Here is a 24,466-nt window from a genome sequence, read left to right as displayed (position 1 = left end):
CCTATCATATTTATTCGCAGTGGATTGGAGGGGGAAATATTCAGTTTTGGGGGCGGATAATGTATTTGATAGGCAGATAAGCGGTCGCTAAAACATGATTCTGGCGACTATGATAAGATGAAAAAAATTAAGTTCTAATAGCAAAGGGTACTGTGATGGAAACGCTGGCTTCTTTATATAACGAACATTTATCCACTCTACAACAGCGCACCCGCGATGTGCTGGAACGCCATCAGTTAGACGCTTTACTGATTCATTCCGGTGAGTTACAACGTATTTTTCTCGATGACCGTGACTATCCTTTTAAAGCCAATGCGCAGTTCAAAGCTTGGGTGCCGGTCACTCAAGTACCAAACTGTTGGTTATGGATCGATGGGGTTAATACACCAAAATTATGGTTTTATTCCCCAGTTGATTATTGGCACAGTGTTGAGCCATTACCAGATAGCTTCTGGACCAAGGCTATCGATATCCAGCCATTAGCCAATGCAGATGATATTGCTCAGCAATTACCGGTGCAACGGGAGCGTGTGGCCTATATCGGTTATGCCCAACAACGTGCGCAGGCGCTGGGGTTTAGTGCTGAAAACATTAACCCGCAACCAGTATTGGATTACCTGCATTTCTATCGTTCTTATAAAACGGATTATGAACTGGCTTGTATGCGTGAAGCACAAAAGACGGCAGTTGTCGGCCATCGTGCAGCACATGAAGCGTTCCAGTCCGGTATGAGTGAGTTCGATATCAATCTGGCCTATCTGATGGCTACCGGTCATCGTGATACTGATGTCCCTTACGATAATATTGTTGCGCTGAATGAACACTCGGCGGTACTTCATTACACCACGTTCCAACATCAGCCTCCGGCAGAAATGCGTAGTTTCTTGATGGATGCCGGTGCGGAATATAACGGTTATGCCGCAGATCTGACTCGCACTTACGCCGCAAACAGTGATAACGATTTTGCCGCGTTGGTTAATGACCTTAATACCGAGCAGCTTGAACTGATCAAAACCATTAAAAGTGGTGAGCGCTATACCGATTACCATATCCAGATGCACCAGCGCATTGCGAAGTTATTGCGTACGCATCATCTGGTTACCGGTATCAGTGAAGAGGCCATGGTCGAACAAGGCATTACCTGCCCATTCCTGCCGCACGGGTTAGGCCATCCTCTTGGGCTACAAGTGCATGATACTGCTGGTTTTATGCAAGATGATAAAGGCACCCATCTTGGCGCACCATCCAAATACCCTTACTTGCGTTGTACGCGTATTTTACAACCGCGTATGGTACTGACTATTGAGCCGGGTCTGTACTTCATCGAATCTCTGCTGGCACCTTGGCGTAACGGTGAGTTCAGCAAGTATTTCAATTGGGAACGTATTGATGCGCTGAAGCCTTACGGCGGTATTCGTATAGAAGATAATATCGTTATTCACGATAACCGGGTTGAGAACATGACACGTGACCTGAAACTGGCCTGATGCAGCCTTATCTAATCCCTGCAAGTCCGGTGACTATCAGCGAAGAGATCAAAAAAAGTCGTTTTATCACCTTGCTGGCCCATACCAGCGGGGTGAGTGAAGCGAAAGATTTTGTTCAGCAGGTTAAGCAGCAGCATCCCACCGCCCGGCATCATTGCTGGGCTTTTGTTGCCGGTAAGCCGACGGATTCGCAGCAATTAGGTTTTTCTGATGATGGTGAACCCTCAGGTACTGCGGGTAAACCTATCTTGGCTCAACTGATGGGGAGTGGTATTGGTGAGATAACCGCAGTAGTTGTGCGCTATTATGGTGGCATCAAACTCGGTACTGGTGGGTTAGTAAGGGCTTATGGTAGCGGTGTTCAACAAGCGTTAAAACAGATCGAAGTAAAATATAAAGTCCCACAGGTAGAATATACTTTGCAGTGTGACTATGGGCAGCTTGCCATAGTAGAAACCTTGTTACAGCAGGTTGAAGGCCAGATTATACGGAGTGAGTACGCACAATTCGTAACGCTTCATCTCTCTTTGCCAGCAACTCAAGCCAGTCAGGCCGGGGACAAATTGCGTGATCTCAGTCGTGGTACGTTGCAATTGACGCCCATTTCGCAATAATCCCCATCCAAGTGAATTGCTAAGGAACGTGCCGGAATGCATTTTCGTGCCATAACCCGTATTGTTGGTCTGCTGGTCATCTTATTCTCTGGAACAATGTTTATTCCCGGACTGGTGGCATTGATCTATCGTGATGGTGCCGGCCGTGCCTTCAGCGAAACCTTTTTTGTTGCTCTGGCAATCGGCCTCTTTCTTTGGTTGCCGAACCGAAAACAGAAGCATGAGTTAAAGCCTCGTGAGGGCTTTCTCATCGTGGTTCTGTTCTGGACGGTGCTGGGCAGTGTAGGGGCATTACCTTTCTTATTCTCAGAGCGGCCTAATCTTTCATTAACGGATGCATTCTTTGAATCATTCTCCGGGCTGACTACTACTGGCGCGACCACATTAGTAGGGTTAGATTCACTGCCTAAAGCCATTCTATTTTATCGCCAAATGCTGCAATGGCTCGGCGGTATGGGGATAATCGTGTTAGCAGTGGCTATCCTGCCTATCTTGGGGGTCGGGGGAATGCAGCTCTATCGGGCGGAAATGCCTGGCCCATTGAAAGATAATAAAATGCGGCCCCGCATTGCGGAGACGGCTAAAACTCTGTGGCTTATCTATGTCTTACTGACCATTGCTTGCGCGCTGTCTTTATGGGGGGCAGGGATGTCGGTATTTGATGCCATCTCCCACAGCTTCTCGACAATTGCGATTGGCGGCTTCTCGACCCATGACGCCAGTATCGGTTACTTCAACAGTCCAACTATTAACACCATTATCGCTATCTTCTTGCTGATTTCCGGTTGTAACTTTGGTTTGCACTTCGCGGTATTGAGTGGGCGCAGTTTAAAAGTTTATTGGCGTGACCCTGAATTCCGTATGTTTATCTTTGTCCAATTGACACTGGTCGCCGTGTGTACCTTGGTGCTTTGGTATCATAATGTCTATAAATCCGGTCTGGAGACGATAAATCAGGCATTTTTCCAAGTAGTATCAATGGCTACTACTGCGGGTTTCACCACTGACAGTATTTCAAAATGGCCGTTGTTCCTGCCGATACTCTTACTATGTTCTGCGTTTATTGGTGGTTGTGCGGGCTCAACCGGTGGCGGCCTGAAAGTTATCCGTATTCTGTTGCTCTACCTGCAAGGTTCGCGTGAGTTAAAGCGACTGGTCCACCCGAATGCGGTTTATACCATCAAATTGGGGCGGCGGGCGCTGCCGGAACGAATCCTGGAAGCGGTCTGGGGATTCTTCTCCGCGTATGCTCTGGTATTTATTATTAGCATGCTGGCTATTATCGCGACCGGTGTTGATGAGTTCTCTGCTTTCGCGGCGGTGACTGCGACGCTGAATAACCTTGGCCCTGGTCTGGGGGTGGTAGCTGATAACTTCACGTCGATGAATCCGGCCGCCAAGTGGATATTGGTGATCACCATGCTATTTGGTCGGTTAGAAGTTTTCACCCTGCTGGTTCTATTCACTCCAACATTCTGGCGTGAGTAATTCTGCATAAGGAACATTGCAATGAAAGTTCTGATTCTTTACTCCAGCCGAGATGGCCAAACACAGACTATTGCTTCTTATATAGCTAAACAGTTATCAGCGGCAGCTACCTGTGAAATACAGGACTTATCGCAGGTAGGGCAAATCGATCTGAATCAATACCAGCAAGTCATGATTGGTGCGTCGGTGCGTTATGGGCACTTCAGCCCAGTATTGAGTAAATTCGTCAACAAACACGTTGAACAACTTAATCAGATGCCGAGTGCGTTCTTTGCAGTGAATCTGACAGCACGCAAGCCGGAAAAGCGATCCCCGCAAACCAATGCTTATGTGCGTAAGTTCTTACTCAGTACCCCGTGGCAGCCAACGCTATGTACGGTATTTGCGGGCGCTTTGCGTTATCCCCGTTATCGCTGGATAGATCGGGTGATGATTCAACTTATTATGCGTATGACGGGCGGCGAAACGGATACCAGTAAAGAAGTTGAATATACGGATTGGCAACAGGTAAGCAGTTTTTCTCAGGATTTCTTGGCGCTACAGTACAAAAAATAGCAATAATGCCGTTTATCACGGCAAATCGTTGAAATAAAACGCGGTTGAAAAGTTTTTTCAAATTAGGGGTTGCAGGCTGTCAGGAACTCCCTATAATGCGCCTCCACTGACTGGGAACAACGAAACATACTTCGCCGGGTCAGGAAGCGAAAAGAATGATTTTGACTTCGAAAGAAACCAAAGAAACTCTTGACTCTTCAGCGGGAAAGCGTATTATCTGCCTCCCGCGTTACCGTAAGATTCGCCGAAAGGCAAACGGGTAACGAACGCTCTTTAACAATTTATCAGACAATCTGTGTGGGCACTCGCAAGACGATATCGAAGCCTGTTTCGGCAGGCAGAAGCAATATCAAAGTCTTGAAGAGTGACCAAAGCAGTACACATTTGAACTTCGGTTCGAATGCTTATTTGCAGAAAGTAATCTTTGAGCATCGCTGCTTTTATTAGTAGCAAATCAAACAAATCTTAAATTGAAGAGTTTGATCATGGCTCAGATTGAACGCTGGCGGCAGGCCTAACACATGCAAGTCGAGCGGCAGCGGGAAGTAGTTTACTACTTTGCCGGCGAGCGGCGGACGGGTGAGTAATGTCTGGGAAACTGCCTGATGGAGGGGGATAACTACTGGAAACGGTAGCTAATACCGCATGACCTCGCAAGAGCAAAGTGGGGGACCTTCGGGCCTCACGCCATCGGATGTGCCCAGATGGGATTAGCTAGTAGGTGGGGTAATGGCTCACCTAGGCGACGATCCCTAGCTGGTCTGAGAGGATGACCAGCCACACTGGAACTGAGACACGGTCCAGACTCCTACGGGAGGCAGCAGTGGGGAATATTGCACAATGGGCGCAAGCCTGATGCAGCCATGCCGCGTGTGTGAAGAAGGCCTTCGGGTTGTAAAGCACTTTCAGCGAGGAGGAAGGCAATCGTGTTAATAGCACGGTTGATTGACGTTACTCGCAGAAGAAGCACCGGCTAACTCCGTGCCAGCAGCCGCGGTAATACGGAGGGTGCAAGCGTTAATCGGAATTACTGGGCGTAAAGCGCACGCAGGCGGTTTGTTAAGTCAGATGTGAAATCCCCGCGCTTAACGTGGGAACTGCATTTGAAACTGGCAAGCTAGAGTCTTGTAGAGGGGGGTAGAATTCCAGGTGTAGCGGTGAAATGCGTAGAGATCTGGAGGAATACCGGTGGCGAAGGCGGCCCCCTGGACAAAGACTGACGCTCAGGTGCGAAAGCGTGGGGAGCAAACAGGATTAGATACCCTGGTAGTCCACGCTGTAAACGATGTCGACTTGGAGGTTGTGCCCTTGAGGCGTGGCTTCCGGAGCTAACGCGTTAAGTCGACCGCCTGGGGAGTACGGCCGCAAGGTTAAAACTCAAATGAATTGACGGGGGCCCGCACAAGCGGTGGAGCATGTGGTTTAATTCGATGCAACGCGAAGAACCTTACCTACTCTTGACATCCACGGAATTTAGCAGAGATGCTTTAGTGCCTTCGGGAACCGTGAGACAGGTGCTGCATGGCTGTCGTCAGCTCGTGTTGTGAAATGTTGGGTTAAGTCCCGCAACGAGCGCAACCCTTATCCTTTGTTGCCAGCACGTAATGGTGGGAACTCAAGGGAGACTGCCGGTGATAAACCGGAGGAAGGTGGGGATGACGTCAAGTCATCATGGCCCTTACGAGTAGGGCTACACACGTGCTACAATGGCAGATACAAAGTGAAGCGAACTCGCGAGAGCAAGCGGACCACATAAAGTCTGTCGTAGTCCGGATTGGAGTCTGCAACTCGACTCCATGAAGTCGGAATCGCTAGTAATCGTAGATCAGAATGCTACGGTGAATACGTTCCCGGGCCTTGTACACACCGCCCGTCACACCATGGGAGTGGGTTGCAAAAGAAGTAGGTAGCTTAACCTTCGGGAGGGCGCTTACCACTTTGTGATTCATGACTGGGGTGAAGTCGTAACAAGGTAACCGTAGGGGAACCTGCGGTTGGATCACCTCCTTACCTAACGATACGCATTGCGCAGTGTCCACACAGATTGTCTGATGAATGTAAATGAGCAAGAGCACCTGTTGATGAGGGTGATGATTGTGCAATAAGACCTCGGTATCGAGTTTTTACTGCATCAGTCGTTCGAATGTGTCACCACATTCTCACCTTTACACAAAAATACTGAATCAGTGATCCAGTAGAAATTTTTGTGTCCCCATCGTCTAGAGGCCTAGGACACTGCCCTTTCACGGCTGTAACAGGGGTTCGAATCCCCTTGGGGACGCCACTCCGATAATGTGTGAAAGACATTATCAACTGAATATCTTAAAGATGACTTTAACGAGTCGTGTTTAAGATATTGCTCTTTAACAATCTGGAACAAGCTGAAAATTGAAACATTACAGCTGAAATTTATCTCTCCGTAGATGTACTGAGATAAAGAGTAACCTGTAATAGAGTCTCTCAAATAATCGCAATGCCAATGGGTTAATCATTGTTGCAGTGTGAGCGAGAAGACACTCGGCAAGGCGTACAGCGCACAGCAACCGGAGTGAACTTAACGTTCATGAGGATTGCGCGCACTGCACAACATAGCAGAGTGTGTTCACAGCCACACCAATAACGAAAAACACCTTTGGGTTGTGAGGTTAAGCGACTAAGCGTACACGGTGGATGCCTAGGCAGTCAGAGGCGATGAAGGGCGTGCTAATCTGCGAAAAGCGTCGGTAAGCTGATATGAAGCGTTACAACCGACGATACCCGAATGGGGAAACCCAGTGCAATTCGTTGCACTATTGCATGGTGAATACATAGCCATGCAAGGCGAACCGGGGGAACTGAAACATCTAAGTACCCCGAGGAAAAGAAATCAACCGAGATTCCCCCAGTAGCGGCGAGCGAACGGGGAAGAGCCCAGAGTCTGAATCAGTTTGTGTGTTAGTGGAAGCGTCTGGAAAGTCGCACGGTACAGGGTGATAGTCCCGTACACCAAAACACACTTGCTGTGAACTCGATGAGTAGGGCGGGACACGTGACATCCTGTCTGAATATGGGGGGACCATCCTCCAAGGCTAAATACTCCTGACTGACCGATAGTGAACCAGTACCGTGAGGGAAAGGCGAAAAGAACCCCGGCGAGGGGAGTGAAATAGAACCTGAAACCGTGTACGTACAAGCAGTGGGAGCACCTTCGTGGTGTGACTGCGTACCTTTTGTATAATGGGTCAGCGACTTATATTTTGTAGCAAGGTTAACCGAATAGGGGAGCCGTAGGGAAACCGAGTCTTAACTGGGCGTCTAGTTGCAAGGTATAGACCCGAAACCCGGTGATCTAGCCATGGGCAGGTTGAAGGTTGGGTAACACTAACTGGAGGACCGAACCGACTAATGTTGAAAAATTAGCGGATGACTTGTGGCTGGGGGTGAAAGGCCAATCAAACCGGGAGATAGCTGGTTCTCCCCGAAAGCTATTTAGGTAGCGCCTCGTGAACTCATCTTCGGGGGTAGAGCACTGTTTCGGCTAGGGGGTCATCCCGACTTACCAAACCGATGCAAACTCCGAATACCGAAGAATGTTATCACGGGAGACACACGGCGGGTGCTAACGTCCGTCGTGAAGAGGGAAACAACCCAGACCGCCAGCTAAGGTCCCAAAGTCATGGTTAAGTGGGAAACGATGTGGGAAGGCACAGACAGCCAGGATGTTGGCTTAGAAGCAGCCATCATTTAAAGAAAGCGTAATAGCTCACTGGTCGAGTCGGCCTGCGCGGAAGATGTAACGGGGCTAAACCATGCACCGAAGCTGCGGCAGCGACACTTAGGTGTTGTTGGGTAGGGGAGCGTTCTGTAAGCCGTTGAAGGTGACCTGTGAGGGTTGCTGGAGGTATCAGAAGTGCGAATGCTGACATAAGTAACGATAATGCGGGTGAAAAACCCGCACGCCGGAAGACCAAGGGTTCCTGTCCAACGTTAATCGGGGCAGGGTGAGTCGACCCCTAAGGCGAGGCTGAAAAGCGTAGTCGATGGGAAACAGGTTAATATTCCTGTACTTGGTGTTACTGCGAAGGGGGGACGGAGAAGGCTAGGCTAGCCGGGCGACGGTTGTCCCGGTTTAAGCATGTAGGCGGAGTGACTTGGTAAATCCGGTTGCTTATCAACGCTGAGGTGTGATGACGAGCCACTACGGTGGTGAAGTAGTTGATGCCAAGCTTCCAGGAAAAGCCTCTAAGCATCAGGTAACATTAAATCGTACCCCAAACCGACACAGGTGGTCAGGTAGAGAATACTCAGGCGCTTGAGAGAACTCGGGTGAAGGAACTAGGCAAAATGGTGCCGTAACTTCGGGAGAAGGCACGCTGGCATTAGGTAATGGGACTTGCTCCCGGCGCCGAAGCCAGTCGCAGATACCAGCTGGCTGCAACTGTTTAATAAAAACACAGCACTGTGCAAACACGAAAGTGGACGTATACGGTGTGACGCCTGCCCGGTGCTGGAAGGTTAATTGATGGGGTCAGCCGCAAGGCGAAGCTCTTGATCGAAGCCCCAGTAAACGGCGGCCGTAACTATAACGGTCCTAAGGTAGCGAAATTCCTTGTCGGGTAAGTTCCGACCTGCACGAATGGCGTAATGATGGCCAGGCTGTCTCCACCCGAGACTCAGTGAAATTGAACTCGCTGTGAAGATGCAGTGTACCCGCGGCAAGACGGAAAGACCCCGTGAACCTTTACTATAGCTTGACACTGAACATTGAGCCTTGATGTGTAGGATAGGTGGGAGGCATCGAAGTGTGGACGCCAGTCTGCATGGAGCCAACCTTGAAATACCACCCTTTAATGTTTGATGTTCTAACTCGGCCCCGTGATCCGGGGTGAGGACAGTGTCTGGTGGGTAGTTTGACTGGGGCGGTCTCCTCCCAAAGAGTAACGGAGGAGCACGAAGGTTAGCTAATCACGGTCGGACATCGTGAGGTTAGTGCAAAGGCATAAGCTAGCTTGACTGCGAGAGTGACGGCTCGAGCAGGTACGAAAGTAGGTCTTAGTGATCCGGTGGTTCTGAATGGAAGGGCCATCGCTCAACGGATAAAAGGTACTCCGGGGATAACAGGCTGATACCGCCCAAGAGTTCATATCGACGGCGGTGTTTGGCACCTCGATGTCGGCTCATCACATCCTGGGGCTGAAGTAGGTCCCAAGGGTATGGCTGTTCGCCATTTAAAGTGGTACGCGAGCTGGGTTTAGAACGTCGTGAGACAGTTCGGTCCCTATCTGCCGTGGGCGTTGGAAGATTGAGAGGGGCTGCTCCTAGTACGAGAGGACCGGAGTGGACGAATCACTGGTGTTCGGGTTGTCATGCCAATGGCATTGCCCGGTAGCTAAATTCGGAAGAGATAACCGCTGAAAGCATCTAAGCGGGAAACTTGCCTCGAGATGAGTCTTCCCTGGGGCTTTAAGCCCCCTGAAGGAACGTTAAAGACTATGACGTTGATAGGCTGGGTGTGTAAGTGCAGCGATGCATTGAGCTAACCAGTACTAATGATCCGTGAGGCTTAACCTTACAACACCAAAGGTGTTTTGGTTGAGAGATTGATATTTTCAGCGAAGTTCCGAGATTGGGCTGGCTGGCTGTGTGGAAACATATAGCGGGTTTAGTTTAGACAGAATTTGCCTGGCGGCCATAGCGCGGTGGTCCCACCTGATCCCATGCCGAACTCAGAAGTGAAACGCCGTAGCGCCGATGGTAGTGTGGGGTCTCCCCATGCGAGAGTAGGACACTGCCAGGCATCAAATAAAGCCGAGACCCCATGCCAAAAGCGTGGGGTTTTTGCTATGGGCAGAATAGTGAAATATGTATAAATAGTGACCTTAGAGTGGTTGCGTCGCAGGGTTCATAGTGAGATGAGTCAAATATTGCAGGGGCAGGTGAGTCAAATCCGGCCGTCACAGCGATGATGAGAACAGAAGGCTACCTTGATAGGTGGCTTTTTTTACCTTCAGTTAAAACAAAATACAATATGAGTATTATGATCGGTTAGACTAGCGCCAGAACTAGTTAGAATGAGTATCCAATGTCATGTCGAATCAACACTCCCCGCTAAAACATCTCAATACTTTTGCATTAGCAGCTTATGCGAGCAAAGTAATTAGCGTTAACTCACCTGAAGAATTGATTAATGCTTGGCATGAGTCTGTTTCTAAGCATCAGCCAGTGCTTTTACTTGGCGAAGGCAGCAACGTGCTGTTTATTGAAAACTATTCAGGAACAGTATTACTTAATCGGATTAAGGGTATCACTTCTACTGAGGATGATATTGCCTGGCACCTGCATGTTGGGGCTGGAGAGAATTGGCATCAATTAGTTTGTTATTCATTACTAAATAACATGCCAGGTCTAGAAAATCTGGCGTTAATCCCAGGTTGTGTCGGTTCTGCACCCATTCAGAATATTGGTGCTTATGGTGTTGAGCTGCAAAAGGTATGCGAATACGTTGATTTGCTTGATATGGATAAGGGCACAGTGATACGCCTTTCAGCTAAAGATTGTCAATTTGGCTATCGCGACAGCATTTTTAAGCATCACTATGGTCATGGATTTGCCATCGTAGCTGTAGGCATTAAATTGGTAAAATCATGGATCCCAACATTGGGCTATGGTGATTTAACGCGAATGGATCCATCGACAGTTACAGCAGAAGAGATATTCAACTCAGTTTGTACCATGCGGCGTAGTAAGCTACCCGATCCCGCAGTGACCGGCAATGCAGGCAGTTTTTTTAAGAATCCGGTTGTGGATGCCGCTGTAGCTGAAGAGATTGTAAAGCGCTACCCCAATGCGCCCCATTACCTGCAACCCGATGGTTCTGTTAAGCTGGCTGCCGGTTGGCTTATCGATCAATGTGCGCTTAAGGGATATCAGATTGGCGGTGCGGCGGTGCATCAGCAGCAGGCGTTAGTGTTGATTAACCTGGCAGAAGCGACAGGTCAGGATGTGATAGGCCTTGCCAGTTATATCCGTCAGCAAGTTGCCAAGAGATTTGCAATCTGGTTGGAACCAGAAGTGCGATTTATCGCAAGTAATGGTGAGGTTAATGCTGTGGAGTGTTTGTCGTGAAAGATATTAAAATCCCTTTACGGTTGATTGGCATATTAGCTGATGGTGCTTTCCATTCAGGAGAGCAATTAGGCGAAACCTTTGGGATGAGTCGTGCCGCAATTAACAAGCATATGCAAACTATCAGAGAGTGGGGACTAGATGTCTTTACTGTCCCTGGTAAGGGCTATAGTTTACCTGCACCTATTCAACTGCTTAATGAACAAACAATATTAAATTATCTCCCCGCAGGCCAGGTGGCTGTCTTGCCTGTCGTCGACTCGACGAATCAATATTTATTAGACCGCATTACTGAATTGAAGTCTGGCGATGCTTGTGTGGCTGAATACCAACATGCAGGGCGAGGAAGACGGGGGCGTCAGTGGATCTCTCCCTTTGGTGCGAATCTCTATTTATCTATGTTCTGGCGGCTGGAGCAAGGCCCTGCTGCTGCAATGGGATTAAGCCTGGTGGTTGGGATTGTCATGGCTGAGGTTCTACGTAAACTCGGTGCTGAGCAGGTTCGTGTAAAATGGCCAAATGACCTGTATTTAAATGATAAAAAACTGGCAGGTATATTGGTAGAACTCACAGGGAAAACAGGAGATGCTGCTCAGTTGGTAATTGGTGCGGGCATTAATTTAACAATGCGTGAATCAACGACTAACGTCATCAGTCAGGATTGGATCAACTTACAGGAAGCGGGTGTTAATATTGATCGTAATAAACTGACGGCTGAACTGTTATCTGAATTACGACTTGCAGTCGTTAAATTTGAAAACGAAGGCTTATCTGCTTTTATTTCTCGTTGGCGAGAAATGGACAATTATCTTGATCGCCCTGTGAAATTGATTATTGGCAATCAAGAGATATTTGGTATTGCTAGAGGTATTGACCAACAAGGTGCATTATTATTGGAGCAAAATGGCAATGTAAAACCTTATATTGGCGGTGAAATATCTCTACGTGGCGTTTAATTTTATAATAGATGGGAGGTTAGAACCTCCCACTTTGGCTATTTTCTCAAACGTACACTCTCAACGGCATGGTTGGCACTTTTAGTCATTATCAGACTGGCACGCTCACGCGTTGGCAGTATATTTTGCTTTAAATTCAACCCGTTAATCTCTTTCCATAATTGAGTGGCAATCTTGATTGCCTCTGCTTCAGGCAATTTAGCATAGTTATGGAAATAAGAATCAGGATTGGAAAATGCACCCTGTCTAAACTTAAGGAACCTGTTTATATACCAACTTTGAAGTAAATCTTCAGGGGCATCGACATATATAGAGAAGTCTACAAAATCAGAGACAAATACATGGTGCGGATCATGAGGGTAATCCATTCCACTTTGTAGAACATTTAAGCCCTCTAATATGAGAATATCAGGCTGCTTGATGATCTTATTACCGTCAGGGACAACATCATATATTAAATGAGAATAAACCGGAGCCGTAACATAACCTGTCCCTGATTTTACTTCTGAGACAAACTTCACCAGATTATGCATATCATAGGATTGTGGGAATCCTTTTTTCTTCATCAGCCCGCGCTCATTCAGGACTTTATTGGGATAAAGAAAACCATCTGTTGTAATCAGTTCTACACTGCGATGTTCCGGCCAGCGGCTCAGTAGCGCTTGCAGTAAGCGCGCGGTGGTGCTTTTACCGACAGCAACACTGCCTGCAATGCCAATGACATAGGGAATACGCTGGCCATCAGTTCCAAGGAATTGTTCCAGAACCGCCTGTCGCCGCAAATTAGAACTAATATAAAAGTTAAGCAGGCGCGAAAGTGGCAGGTATATCTGTGCCACTTCATCTAATGAAAGGTCTTCGTTAATCCCTTTGAGTTTAACGATTTCTTCTTCTGTTAGTGTCAATGGTACTGAGTCGCGCAAGGCTGCCCACTGGGTACGATCGAACTGTAGATAAGGCGTCGCTAAAGATTGATCTCTTTTTGTCATAAGCCAAATTCTGCCTGTTAACGCAGGTTGGGAAAGGCGCTGGACGCCAACTCCAGATAAGAAACAAGCTGCATATTATAGGCAGCTTGCTTTTTGGCGTAGACATTTTTGTGCTTAGTGAGTGATTTATTTGATGTACGTTGCTATTCCAATCAATTAAGAACACGGATGGCAGGTTCTACCCTTTTTATAGATAACAATCACTGTCATCAACTGGCTATGGCAGTATGTGATTGATTTACTGAAAATAAACGTTTGAAATAGATTGCGGTCGGATGATAGCTGCCATCGGGTGTGCAGGCATAATCCGGAATTTCTCCCATGCAACGATAACCTTGTGCACGGTAAAAAGATTCAGCAGGAGAACCTGCTTGAGTATCGAGATATAGCAATCCACGGCGTAGTTGAACCGCGGTACTCTCCATCGCGAGAATCAATTTGTGCCCAATACCAGTACGACGGCTACGGCTATGCACCAATAATTTCTGCACTTCGGCTCGATTTAAACCATTTGGCTTTTGGCAAAGGTCTAATTGGATAGTTCCAGTAATCCCCATCTCATCGCGTGCTATCCATAATAGTAACGCTCCTTTGGCGATGGCCGGGCGCAGACCATCGTAATAGCTCTCAGCTTCTTTCTGCGACAGAGAGCGGGAGTCATAACCTACAGATGCCCCATGAGCTACGGCATCAATCAGTAAACTTGCCAGCTCACTGCGATATATAGGCAATGTTGCCGCATTAAGTAAAACTATCTTCATGATAAAACTCCTCAACCGCTGCTGGTCTATGCTTATGTCTATGTTTAAGCAATAAACAAGCCAAATATGAGTAGTGTGATTACCCTCATTGGAGCAATATTTCTTTAGACGAGATGCACTCAATTGGGGCGCTCTCCCTTTTTTGAGGCGCAAAACTAAATTTATACTCAGTCAGTGGTACTAAAATTAATGGCACAATGAGAGGTGAACTCATTTAAGGGGGAACTTTTCATTCATGGCGTTGATTACAAAAGTGGGCGTGCTGGATGTGAAATGAGCTAACTATGGTTAATAATACATCTGGCTTTTAAAAAATGGCTGTTTTGTGAGCGAAAGGTCGACTTATGCAATTTTTTTGTTGCATCATAAGCTCGCTCTACCTAGAATGCGCTGCACTTGATGCCGGCATAGCTCAGTTGGTAGAGCAACTGACTTGTAATCAGTAGGTCCCGAGTTCGACTCTTGGTGCCGGCACCATTCAAGTACTAAAATTTAGGTGGGGTTCCCGAGCGGCCAAAGGGAGCAGACTGTAAATCTGCCGTCATCGACTTCGAAGGTTCGAATCCTTCCCCCACCACCATATTTACTCTTGAGTCTCAAGCCGATTCAGTGTCATGAATCTAAATGAGTCACTTAAGGGGAAGGTGAAAACCTTCGACGAAGGTTCGAGCCGAGCGTAGCGAGTCAACGACGCGCAGCGGCGGCCCGAAGGGTGAGGAGTGAAGTGACGAATAATCCTTCCCCCACCACCATATTTAACCTTGAGTCTCAGGGTGATTCAGAAGATCGAACTCCTAATACACACTCAAGGCGAGAGCACCGCTCTCGATGAAGAGTGAAGTGGCCAAGCCCTTCCTTTCAAATTTCTGCAGATTAAGTCAGGTAGCCGAGTTCTAAGATGCGGGCATCGTATAATGGCTATTACCTCAGCCTTCCAAGCTGATGATGTGGGTTCGATTCCCACTGCCCGCTCCAAGATGTGCTGATATAGCTCAGTTGGTAGAGCGCACCCTTGGTAAGGGTGAGGTCGGCAGTTCGAATCTGCCTATCAGCACCATTTCTCATTCTCTCGTCCCCTGATTTTCTTTCTGTGTTATGGATTCAGCAAGCATGCGCTTGGTTGATGTGGTGAAACCACCGATTCCGTGTCTTAGAGGGACAATCGATGTCTAAAGAAAAGTTTGAACGTACAAAACCGCACGTTAATGTGGGTACTATTGGCCACGTTGACCATGGTAAAACTACCCTAACTGCTGCAATCACCACCGTACTGGCTAAAACCTACGGTGGTAGTGCTCGTGCATTCGACCAGATCGACAACGCTCCGGAAGAGAAAGCGCGTGGTATCACCATCAACACATCACATGTTGAATATGACACCCCGTCGCGCCACTATGCGCACGTTGACTGCCCAGGGCATGCCGACTACGTTAAAAACATGATAACCGGTGCTGCTCAGATGGACGGCGCGATTTTGGTTGTTGCTGCAACTGATGGCCCGATGCCACAGACTCGCGAGCACATCTTGTTAGGTCGTCAGGTTGGTGTTCCTTACATCCTGGTCTTCCTGAACAAGTGTGACATGGTTGACGATGAAGAATTGCTGGAATTGGTAGAAATGGAAGTCCGCGAACTTCTGTCTCAATATGATTTCCCTGGCGACGATACTCCCGTTATCCGTGGTTCAGCGCTGAAAGCGTTAGAAGGCGAGCCAGAGTGGGAAGCAAAAATTATTGAATTAGCTGAGGCACTGGATAGCTACATCCCACAGCCTGAGCGTGCAATCGATAGACCATTCCTGCTGCCAATCGAAGACGTATTCTCTATCTCAGGCCGTGGTACAGTCGTCACTGGCCGTGTAGAGCGTGGCATTGTTAAAGTTGGTGAAGAAGTTGAAATCGTTGGTATTATCGATACCATTAGAACAACATGTACTGGCGTTGAAATGTTCCGCAAACTGCTGGACGAAGGCCGCGCGGGTGAGAACGTTGGTGTTCTGCTGCGTGGTACTAAACGTGATGACGTACAGCGTGGTCAGGTATTAGCTAAGCCAGGTTCTATCAAGCCACATACTAAATTCGAATCAGAAGTTTATATTCTGAGCAAAGACGAAGGCGGCCGTCATACTCCGTTCTTCAAAGGTTACCGTCCTCAGTTCTACTTCCGTACAACGGATGTAACCGGTACTATTGAATTGCCAGACGGCGTTGAGATGGTGATGCCAGGTGATAACATTCAAATGATTGTTAACCTGATTGCGCCTATCGCAATGGATGACGGTCTGCGTTTCGCAATTCGTGAAGGCGGCCGTACGGTAGGTGCTGGCGTTGTTGCTAAAGTCATTGAATAAGATTTGACGCGACATGCGATAAAAGGGCATCATTTGATGCCCTTTTTCTACGTTGTCATGCTAGAACCTATCTCATCAGTGGTTTTTTCATCATAATTACTGGTGAGATGGGCTCTGGAAATACGGCGAATAGTGCCGAGTGGTGCCGATTAGAGAGTCTCTAGAGCATCCTTCGGCTTGGTTTGCTTTGCGATGCGAAGCAAAGTTGTTGTTTTGAATCATAGTGACAGGTTGGTTTATGAGTGCGAATACCGAGGCTCCAGGGAGCGGACGCGGCCTGGAAACGGCTAAATGGCTAATCGTTGCTGTATTATTAGTTACAGCTATTGTTGGTAACTATTATTTCCGTGATTACAGCCTGCCGTTGCGTGCGTTGGCAGTTGTAGTAATTATCGCTGTTGCCGGTGCTGTTGCATTGATGACGGCAAAAGGTAAAGCCACTGTAGCGTTTGCTCGTGAAGCACGCACGGAAGTGCGTAAAGTGATTTGGCCTACCCGTCAGGAAACTCTGCATACAACGTTAATCGTTGCTGCGGTAACTGCTGTAATGTCACTGATTCTATGGGGGCTAGATGGTATCCTAGTCCGCCTGGTATCATTTATTACTGGCCTGAGGTTCTAAGATGTCTGAAGCACCAAAAAAGCGTTGGTACGTCGTTCAGGCGTTTTCCGGTTTTGAAGGCCGCGTAGCTCAATCGCTGCGTGAGCATATCAAGTTACATGACATGGAAGAGCTGTTTGGCGAAGTCATGGTTCCAACGGAAGAAGTCGTCGAAATTCGTGGTGGTCAACGTCGTAAAAGTGAACGCAAATTCTTCCCAGGCTATGTACTGGTCCAGATGGTGATGAATGATGCCAGCTGGCACTTAGTGCGTAGCGTGCCACGTGTTATGGGCTTTATCGGTGGTACATCCGATCGCCCTGCACCAATCAGTGATAAAGAAGTTGATGCGATTATGAATCGTCTTCAACAAGTGGGTGATAAACCACGTCCTAAAACACTGTTTGAACCAGGTGAACTGGTGCGTGTCAGCGATGGTCCATTTGCCGACTTTAACGGTGTTGTTGAAGAAGTGGACTACGAGAAGAGCCGCCTGAAAGTATCTGTTTCTATCTTTGGCCGTGCAACACCGGTCGAGCTGGATTTCAGTCAGGTAGAAAAAGGCTGATTCATTTTTCAGCAGTGATTGAAATTTGAGTCTTGTCTTAGGCGCGAAATTAAAATATAATTTCGCGCCTTTTGTTTTTAGATGTCTTGCTTTTGTCATCCGTGGCAACTTATTTCATCGTAAATAATAGCGAGACAAAACACGGGGAGCCTCGAACGCGAGGCGATACTACCCAAATCGAGGAAATCGTAAATGGCTAAGAAAGTACAAGCCTATGTCAAGCTGCAAGTAGCAGCTGGTATGGCGAACCCAAGTCCACCAGTTGGTCCAGCTTTGGGTCAGCAGGGTGTTAACATCATGGAATTCTGTAAAGCGTTCAATGCTAAGACTGAAAGCATTGAAAAAGGCCTGCCGATCCCTGTTGTTATTACTGTTTATTCTGATCGCTCTTTCACTTTCGTTACTAAAACCCCGCCAGCAGCAGTTCTGCTGAAAAAAGCGGCAGGTATTAAGTCTGGTTCTGGCAAGCCGAACAAAGACAAAGTAGGGACTGTGACCGGTGCTCAGGTCCGTGAAATCGCAGAAACCAAAGCTGCGGATATGACTGGTGCTTCAATTGACGACATGATGCGTTCAATCGAAGGTACTGCTCGTTCCATGGGCCTGGTAGTGGAGGGTTAATAAATGGCTAAGCTGACCAAGCGCATGCGCGTGATCCGTGACAAAGTTGATGTGACTAAGCAATACGATATCAACGAAGCTGTTGCCCTGCTGAAAGAGCTGGCTACTGCTAAATTCGTAGAAAGTGTAGACGTTGCCGTTAATCTCGGTATCGACGCACGTAAATCTGACCAGAACGTTCGTGGTGCAACTGTGTTGCCACATGGTACTGGCCGTTCAGTACGCGTTGCTGTTTTCGCTCAGGGTGCAAACGCTGAAGCTGCGAAAGAAGCAGGCGCTGAATTGGTAGGTATGGAAGATCTGGCTGATATGATCAAGAAAGGTGAAATGAACTTCGACGTTGTTATTGCTTCCCCAGATGCAATGCGCGTTGTAGGTCAATTGGGCCAAATCTTGGGCCCACGTGGCCTGATGCCTAACCCTAAAGTGGGTACTGTTACTCCTAACGTTGCTGAAGCAGTTAAGAATGCTAAAGCAGGTCAGGTTCGTTATCGCAACGACAAAAACGGTATTATCCACACTACCATTGGTAAAGTTGATTTCGACTCAGATAAGTTGAGAGAAAACTTAGAATCTCTGGTTGTTGCGCTGAAGCGTGCTAAACCTGCTACAGCGAAAGGCGTTTATATCAAGAAAATCAGCCTCTCCACCACCATGGGTGCTGGCGTTGCAATCGATCAAAGCGGTCTGTCAGCAGTAGTGATCTAATCACGAATTGATTTTATCGCTTTACGTGGGCGTAAGGTTTGTCTAGAATCTTACGCCCATGCTTCTGTTGATGGGGTTACTTATCAGCAGAACACCAGAATTTTCGGTTGGAGCTTGGCCTTATCCAAGCCTCCGTCCAAGACCGCAGGTGTGTCGTAAGACACTTAATTTCCTGCGTAGACGGTGACAGAACCTAAAGCATTTTTTTCTTTCCTATAAAGAATTGTCCTTGCTGAATTCTGCTCACCGTGTTTCAACGCCCGTTCATTGCATTTTGTAGTGGATTGGGTGACGTGAGTTCCGGGGAATTACTCTCCGGTTAATCCAGGAGCAAGAACTAATGGCACTAAATCTTCAAGGCAAACAAGCGATTGTTGCTGAAGTTAAAGAAGTAGCCAAAGGTGCGCTGTCTGCGGTTGTTGCGGATTCTCGTGGCGTTACCGTTGACAAAATGACTGAACTGCGTAAAGCAGGTCGTGAAGCTGGCGTTCACATGCAAGTTGTTCGTAACACCTTGCTGTGCCGCATTGTTGAAGGCACTCAATTCGAATGCCTGAAAGACACGTTTGTTGGTCCAACCTTGATCGCATTCTCTTCTGAACACCCGGGTGCAGCTGCTCGTCTGTTCAAAGCATTTGCTAAAGATAATGCAAAATTTGAGGTTAAAGCAGCAGCCTTTGAAGGCGAGTTAATCCCTGCGGCTCAGATCGACCGCCTGGCAACTCTGCCAACCTACGAAGAAGCAATCGCACGTCTGATGGGAACCATGAAAGAAGCCGCTGCTGGCAAATTGGTTCGTACTCTGGCTGCGCTGCGTGATCAGAAAGAAGCTGAAGCGGCTTAATCGCCCTCACTTTTGTCAGTCACTGCTTTTTAACGTATAAACTATTTCTGTATTTTAGGAACACTTGTTATGTCAACTATCACTAAAGACCAAATTCTGGAAGGCGTTGCAGCTCTGTCTGTAATGGAAATCGTTGAACTGATCTCTGCTATGGAAGAGAAATTCGGCGTTTCAGCTGCTGCTGTTGCTGCAGGTCCTGCTGCTGCTGCTGAAGCTGTAGAAGAACAAACTGAATTCAACGTTGTTCTGGCTTCATTCGGCGACAACAAAGTTGCAGTAATCAAAGCTGTTCGCGGCGCAACTGGTCTGGGCTTGAAAGAAGCTAAAGACCTGGTTGAGTCTGCACCTGCAGTTCTGAAAGAAGGCGTGAACAAAGACGAAGCTGAGTCTCTGAAAAAATCTCTGGAAGAAGCTGGTGCTTCTGTTGAGATCAAGTAAGTTTAGCTTTGAGTTCGCAGCCTAACTTATAGGCTGATGGCTGGTGACTTTTTAGTCATCAGCCTTTTTGCGCTGTAGGGCGTTAGTCGCATTTCACACTGTTTAGCGGCTGACTAACCCCCAATATTCCTTTCTATTTACGACTTAATATACTGCGTTCTCAGCTACGACCCACTCGGGTAGCTCGGTAGTCAAAGTAACGCGATGAAATGGTTTAAGAGTGATAGAAAAGAGTATTTCGAGAAGTGTTTCAACTTCTCTCTAAATAATAGTGTTGCATGAACTGTCCTATGTTCAGGGCAGACAGAGTGGGTCGACTTTTCAGCGAGCTGAGGAACCCTATGGTTTACTCCTATACCGAGAAAAAACGTATTCGTAAGGATTTTGGTAAACGTCCACAAGTTCTGGACATACCTTATCTCCTTTCTATCCAACTTGACTCGTTCCAGAAATTCATCGAGCAAGATCCCGAAGGGCAGCACGGTCTGGAAGCAGCATTCCGTTCTGTTTTTCCAATTCAGAGCTACAGTGGCAATTCGGAGCTGCAATACGTTAGCTACCGTCTTGGTGAACCTGTATTTGATGTTAAAGAGTGCCAGATCCGTGGTGTGACCTATTCCGCACCGCTACGCGTTAAGCTGCGTCTGGTAATCTATGAGCGCGAAGCTCCTGAAGGTACGGTCAAAGACATCAAAGAACAAGAAGTCTACATGGGTGAAATTCCACTCATGACCGAAAACGGTACCTTTGTCATTAACGGTACTGAGAGGGTTATCGTATCTCAGCTACACCGTAGCCCTGGCGTATTCTTTGACAGTGATAAGGGTAAAACCCATTCATCGGGTAAAGTGCTGTACAACGCACGTATCATCCCTTACCGCGGTTCATGGTTAGATTTCGAGTTTGACCCGAAAGACAACCTGTTTGTCCGTATTGACCGTCGTCGTAAATTGCCTGCAACCATCATTCTGCGCGCATTGAGTTTCACCACTGCACAGATCTTGGATCTGTTCTTCGAGAAAGTGGTCTTTGAGATTCGTGACAACAAGCTGCAGATGGAATTAGTTCCAGAGCGCCTGCGCGGTGAAACGGCATCCTTTGATATTGAAGCTAATGGCAAGGTTTACGTCGAGAAAGCGCGCCGTATTACTGCACGTCATATTCGCCAGCTTGAAAAAGACGGCATTGATCGCATCGAAGTTCCGGTTGAATACATTGCCGGTAAAGTAGTTGCAAAAGACTATATCGATACGAACACCGGTGAGCTTATCTGTGCAGCCAACATGGAGCTGTCACTGGATTTGCTGGCTAAACTGAGCCAGTCTGGCCACAAGCACATCGAAACATTGTTCACCAACGATCTGGATCACGGTGCTTATATCTCCGAGACCCTGCGTGTTGACCCAACCAGCGATCGTCTGAGCGCCTTGGTTGAGATCTATCGCATGATGCGTCCTGGTGAGCCACCAACACGCGAAGCTGCTGAAAATCTGTTTGAGAACCTGTTCTTCTCTGAAGACCGCTATGATTTGTCAGCGGTTGGCCGGATGAAGTTCAACCGTTCTCTGCTGCGTGACGAAATCGAAGGTTCCGGTATCCTGAGCAAAGAAGACATCACCGAAGTGATGAAAAAGCTCATCGATATCCGTAATGGTCGCGGCGAAGTGGATGATATCGACCACTTAGGCAACCGTCGTATTCGTTCCGTTGGTGAAATGGCTGAAAACCAGTTCCGTGTAGGTCTGGTTCGTGTTGAGCGTGCAGTTAAAGAGCGTTTGTCTCTGGGCGACCTCGACACTCTGATGCCTCAGGACATGATCAACGCTAAGCCGATTTCGGCGGCGGTGAAAGAGTTCTTCGGTTCCAGCCAGTTGTCACAATTTATGGACCAGAACAACCCGTTGTCTGAGATTACGCATAAACGCCGTATCTCTGCATTGGGCCCGGGCGGTTTGACCCGTGAACGTGCTGGCTTTGAAGTTCGAGACGTACACCCGACTCACTACGGTCGCGTATGTCCAATCGAAACGCCAGAAGGTCCAAACATCGGTCTGATCAACTCCTTGTCTGTCTACGCACAGACCAACGAGTATGGTTTCCTGGAAACACCTTATCGTCGCGTGCGCGATGGTGTGGTGACCGATGAAATTAACTACCTGTCTGCTATTGAAGAAGGCAATTTCGTTATCGCTCAGGCGAACTCCAACCTGGACGAAGACGGCCGCTTCATTGAAGACTTGGTCACTTGTCGTAGCAAAGGCGAATCAAGCCTGTTTAGCCGCGACCAAGTTGACTATATGGACGTTTCCACTCAACAGGTGGTGTCTGTTGGTGCTTCTCTGATTCCATTCCTGGAACACGATGACGCCAACCGTGCATTGATGGGTGCGAACATGCAACGTCAGGCGGTTCCTACTCTGCGTGCTGATAAGCCGCTGGTGGGTACTGGTATGGAACGTGCAGTAGCGGTTGACTCAGGGGTAACCTCTGTAGCCAAACGTGGCGGTACGGTTCAATACGTAGATGCATCCCGTATCGTTATTAAAGTTAACGAAGACGAAATGTATCCGGGCGAAGCAGGCATTGATATTTATAACCTGACTAAATACACCCGTTCTAACCAGAACACCTGTATCAACCAGATGCCGTGTGTGAATCTGGGTGAGCCAATCGAGCGCGGCGACGTGCTGGCAGATGGCCCATCAACAGACCTGGGCGAACTGGCATTGGGTCAGAACATGCGCGTAGCGTTCATGCCTTGGAACGGTTACAACTTCGAAGACTCCATCTTGGTCTCCGAGCGCGTGGTACAAGAAGATCGCTTCACCACCATCCACATTCAAGAACTGGCCTGTGTGTCCCGTGACACCAAGCTGGGGCCAGAAGAGATAACGGCTGATATCCCGAACGTGGGTGAAGCTGCACTGTCCAAACTGGATGAGTCCGGTATCGTGTATATCGGTGCTGAAGTGACTGGCGGCGACATTCTGGTTGGTAAGGTAACACCTAAAGGTGAAACCCAACTGACGCCAGAAGAGAAACTGTTACGTGCGATCTTCGGTGAGAAAGCGTCTGATGTTAAAGACTCTTCTCTGCGTGTACCAAACGGTGTTTCCGGTACGGTTATTGACGTACAAGTCTTTACTCGCGACGGTGTAGAAAAAGACAAACGTGCGTTAGAAATCGAAGAGATGCAACTGAAGCAGGCTAAGAAAGACCTGACTGAAGAGTTGCAGATCCTGGAAGCGGGCCTGTTTGCACGTATCCATGCAGTACTGGTTTCTGGTGGCATCGAAGCTGACAAGCTGAGCAAGTTACCACGTGATCGTTGGCTCGAACTGGGCCTGACCGACGAAGACAAGCAAAACCAACTGGAACAGTTGGCAGAGCAGTACGACGAAATGAAATCCGAATTCGAGAAGAAGATGGATGCCAAGCGTCGTAAGATCACCCAAGGTGATGATTTGGCACCAGGCGTGCTGAAGATCGTCAAGGTGTATTTGGCGGTTAAACGTCAGATTCAACCGGGTGACAAGATGGCCGGTCGTCACGGTAACAAAGGTGTTATCTCCAAGATTAACCCGATCGAAGATATGCCTTACGATGAAAACGGTACGCCGGTAGACATCGTTCTGAACCCGCTGGGCGTACCATCGCGTATGAACATCGGTCAGATTTTGGAAACCCACTTAGGGATGGCAGCGAAAGGCATTGGCGAGAAAATCAACGCCATGCTGAAGAAGCAGGAAGAAGTTGCCAAACTGCGTGAGTTCATCCAGAAAGCCTACGATCTGGGCGACAACGTTTGTCAGAAAGTTGATCTGAGCACCTTCACCGATGACGAAGTATTGCGTCTGGCTGAGAACCTGAAAAAAGGTATGCCAATTGCAACACCAGTCTTCGATGGCGCGACAGAGAAAGAGATCAAGGAACTGTTACAGCTAGGTGGTCTGCCAACTTCTGGTCAGATTACTCTGTTTGACGGCCGTACCGGCGAGCAATTCGAACGTCAGGTTACTGTCGGCTACATGTACATGCTGAAACTGAACCACTTGGTTGATGACAAGATGCATGCGCGTTCTACCGGTTCTTACAGCCTGGTTACTCAGCAGCCGCTGGGTGGTAAGGCTCAGTTCGGTGGTCAGCGCTTCGGTGAGATGGAAGTGTGGGCGTTGGAAGCTTATGGCGCCGCGTACACATTGCAGGAAATGCTTACCGTCAAGTCCGACGATGTAAACGGCCGTACCAAGATGTACAAAAACATCGTGGATGGCGATCACCGTATGGAACCAGGCATGCCGGAGTCCTTCAACGTATTGTTGAAAGAAATCCGCTCGCTGGGCATCAATATCGAGCTGGAAGAAGAGTAACTCTTCGCCAGA

16 protein-coding genes, 5 tRNA genes, 3 rRNA genes and 1 other RNA gene are annotated in these 24,466 nt (G+C 48.0%); 23 read left to right on the top strand and 2 right to left on the bottom strand.

Annotation, left to right across the window (positions count from 1 at the left end):
- The first annotated feature begins 155 nt into the window (after window positions 1–155).
- The 10 genes from pepQ (at window position 156) to birA (ending at window position 12,204) form a co-directional block, all read left to right on the top strand.
- Window positions 156–1,487 carry a Xaa-Pro dipeptidase gene (pepQ, locus tag Q2T71_RS17395; protein WP_372560022.1) on the top strand — a complete coding sequence of 444 codons (1,332 nt, stop codon included), beginning with the start codon at window positions 156–158 and terminating at the stop codon, window positions 1,485–1,487.
- Window positions 1,487–2,101, top strand: a complete 615-nt coding sequence (locus tag Q2T71_RS17390; protein WP_372560021.1) for an IMPACT family protein — start codon at window positions 1,487–1,489, stop codon at window positions 2,099–2,101. Before pepQ ends, Q2T71_RS17390 begins: the two co-directional genes overlap by 1 nt.
- Before the next feature lie 36 nt (window positions 2,102–2,137).
- Window positions 2,138–3,589 carry a Trk system potassium transporter TrkH gene (gene trkH, locus Q2T71_RS17385; protein ID WP_083162032.1) on the top strand — a complete coding sequence of 484 codons (1,452 nt, stop codon included), beginning with the start codon at window positions 2,138–2,140 and terminating at the stop codon, window positions 3,587–3,589.
- 21 nt (window positions 3,590–3,610) lie between these two features.
- A complete protein-coding gene (gene hemG / locus Q2T71_RS17380) occupies window positions 3,611–4,144 on the top strand; it encodes a menaquinone-dependent protoporphyrinogen IX dehydrogenase (protein ID WP_083162034.1) in 534 nt (177 codons plus the stop codon).
- Window positions 4,145–4,611: 467 nt separating this feature from the next.
- Window positions 4,612–6,154 (top strand): 16S ribosomal RNA (locus Q2T71_RS17375).
- 198 nt (window positions 6,155–6,352) lie between these two features.
- Window positions 6,353–6,428, top strand: a tRNA-Glu gene (locus tag Q2T71_RS17370).
- A 359-nt stretch (window positions 6,429–6,787) separates the two neighbouring features.
- Window positions 6,788–9,694, top strand: a 23S ribosomal RNA gene (locus Q2T71_RS17365).
- Between the two features lie 110 nt (window positions 9,695–9,804).
- A 5S ribosomal RNA gene (gene rrf, locus Q2T71_RS17360) occupies window positions 9,805–9,920 on the top strand.
- Together the 16S, 23S and 5S rRNA genes with 1 tRNA gene alongside form the textbook arrangement of a ribosomal RNA operon.
- Window positions 9,921–10,210: 290 nt before the next feature.
- Window positions 10,211–11,248: a UDP-N-acetylmuramate dehydrogenase gene (murB, locus tag Q2T71_RS17355; RefSeq protein ID WP_372560020.1), complete on the top strand. Its 1,038-nt coding sequence runs from the start codon at window positions 10,211–10,213 to the stop codon at window positions 11,246–11,248.
- Window positions 11,245–12,204: a bifunctional biotin--[acetyl-CoA-carboxylase] ligase/biotin operon repressor BirA gene (gene birA, locus Q2T71_RS17350; RefSeq protein WP_372560019.1), complete on the top strand. Its 960-nt coding sequence runs from the start codon at window positions 11,245–11,247 to the stop codon at window positions 12,202–12,204. Before murB ends, birA begins: the two co-directional genes overlap by 4 nt.
- A 38-nt stretch (window positions 12,205–12,242) precedes the next feature.
- Here birA and coaA read toward each other — a convergent pair whose 3' ends face one another.
- Together coaA and Q2T71_RS17340 are read right to left on the bottom strand one after the other, a co-directional pair.
- Window positions 12,243–13,193 carry a type I pantothenate kinase gene (gene coaA / locus Q2T71_RS17345; protein WP_083162041.1) on the bottom strand — a complete coding sequence of 317 codons (951 nt, stop codon included), beginning with the start codon at window positions 13,191–13,193 and terminating at the stop codon, window positions 12,243–12,245.
- A gap of 209 nt (window positions 13,194–13,402) precedes the next feature.
- Window positions 13,403–13,954 (bottom strand): GNAT family N-acetyltransferase, encoded by a 552-nt coding sequence (locus Q2T71_RS17340; RefSeq protein ID WP_083162043.1) that lies wholly within the window; start codon window positions 13,952–13,954, stop codon window positions 13,403–13,405.
- Between the two features lie 401 nt (window positions 13,955–14,355).
- Here Q2T71_RS17340 and Q2T71_RS17335 point away from each other — a divergent pair.
- From Q2T71_RS17335 to rpoB, 13 genes are all read left to right on the top strand, one after another.
- Window positions 14,356–14,431: transfer RNA gene (locus tag Q2T71_RS17335), tRNA-Thr, on the top strand.
- Between the two features lie 18 nt (window positions 14,432–14,449).
- Window positions 14,450–14,534, top strand: a tRNA-Tyr gene (locus Q2T71_RS17330).
- Between the two features lie 44 nt (window positions 14,535–14,578).
- Window positions 14,579–14,706: non-coding RNA, RtT sRNA (locus Q2T71_RS17325), on the top strand.
- A 148-nt stretch (window positions 14,707–14,854) separates the two neighbouring features.
- Window positions 14,855–14,929, top strand: a tRNA-Gly gene (locus Q2T71_RS17320).
- Window positions 14,930–14,935: 6 nt separating this feature from the next.
- A tRNA-Thr gene (locus Q2T71_RS17315) sits at window positions 14,936–15,011 on the top strand.
- 108 nt (window positions 15,012–15,119) lie between these two features.
- The gene (gene tuf, locus Q2T71_RS17310; protein WP_042568960.1) at window positions 15,120–16,304 is read left to right on the top strand and encodes an elongation factor Tu; all 1,185 of its coding nucleotides are present in this window, start codon (window positions 15,120–15,122) and stop codon (window positions 16,302–16,304) included.
- A gap of 238 nt (window positions 16,305–16,542) precedes the next feature.
- Window positions 16,543–16,926, top strand: coding sequence for a preprotein translocase subunit SecE (gene secE / locus Q2T71_RS17305; RefSeq protein ID WP_005192343.1), 384 nt, complete (start codon window positions 16,543–16,545; stop codon window positions 16,924–16,926).
- Window position 16,927: 1 nt separating this feature from the next.
- Entirely contained in the window at window positions 16,928–17,473 is a 546-nt protein-coding gene (gene nusG, locus Q2T71_RS17300) for a transcription termination/antitermination protein NusG (RefSeq protein ID WP_002210671.1), read from the top strand.
- Window positions 17,474–17,665: 192 nt separating this feature from the next.
- Window positions 17,666–18,094: a 50S ribosomal protein L11 gene (gene rplK, locus Q2T71_RS17295; RefSeq protein ID WP_004712403.1), complete on the top strand. Its 429-nt coding sequence runs from the start codon at window positions 17,666–17,668 to the stop codon at window positions 18,092–18,094.
- A 3-nt stretch (window positions 18,095–18,097) separates the two neighbouring features.
- Window positions 18,098–18,802 carry a 50S ribosomal protein L1 gene (rplA, locus tag Q2T71_RS17290; RefSeq protein WP_049614735.1) on the top strand — a complete coding sequence of 235 codons (705 nt, stop codon included), beginning with the start codon at window positions 18,098–18,100 and terminating at the stop codon, window positions 18,800–18,802.
- A 340-nt stretch (window positions 18,803–19,142) separates the two neighbouring features.
- Window positions 19,143–19,646 (top strand): 50S ribosomal protein L10, encoded by a 504-nt coding sequence (gene rplJ / locus Q2T71_RS17285; protein WP_083162045.1) that lies wholly within the window; start codon window positions 19,143–19,145, stop codon window positions 19,644–19,646.
- A 69-nt stretch (window positions 19,647–19,715) separates the two neighbouring features.
- Window positions 19,716–20,084 carry a 50S ribosomal protein L7/L12 gene (rplL, locus tag Q2T71_RS17280; protein WP_004876762.1) on the top strand — a complete coding sequence of 123 codons (369 nt, stop codon included), beginning with the start codon at window positions 19,716–19,718 and terminating at the stop codon, window positions 20,082–20,084.
- 341 nt (window positions 20,085–20,425) lie between these two features.
- On the top strand, window positions 20,426–24,454 hold the full coding sequence (gene rpoB, locus Q2T71_RS17275; RefSeq protein WP_083162047.1) for a DNA-directed RNA polymerase subunit beta: 4,029 nt from the start codon (window positions 20,426–20,428) through the stop codon (window positions 24,452–24,454).
- The last annotated feature ends 12 nt before the right edge of the window (window positions 24,455–24,466 follow it).

This window comes from Yersinia sp. 1652 StPb PI, from assembly GCF_041538345.1.
In the GTDB taxonomy this organism is placed as follows: domain Bacteria; phylum Pseudomonadota; class Gammaproteobacteria; order Enterobacterales; family Enterobacteriaceae; genus Yersinia; species Yersinia enterocolitica_E.
Note: the sequence above shows the minus strand (reverse complement) of the source record. Positions and strands in the feature narration are given on the sequence as shown.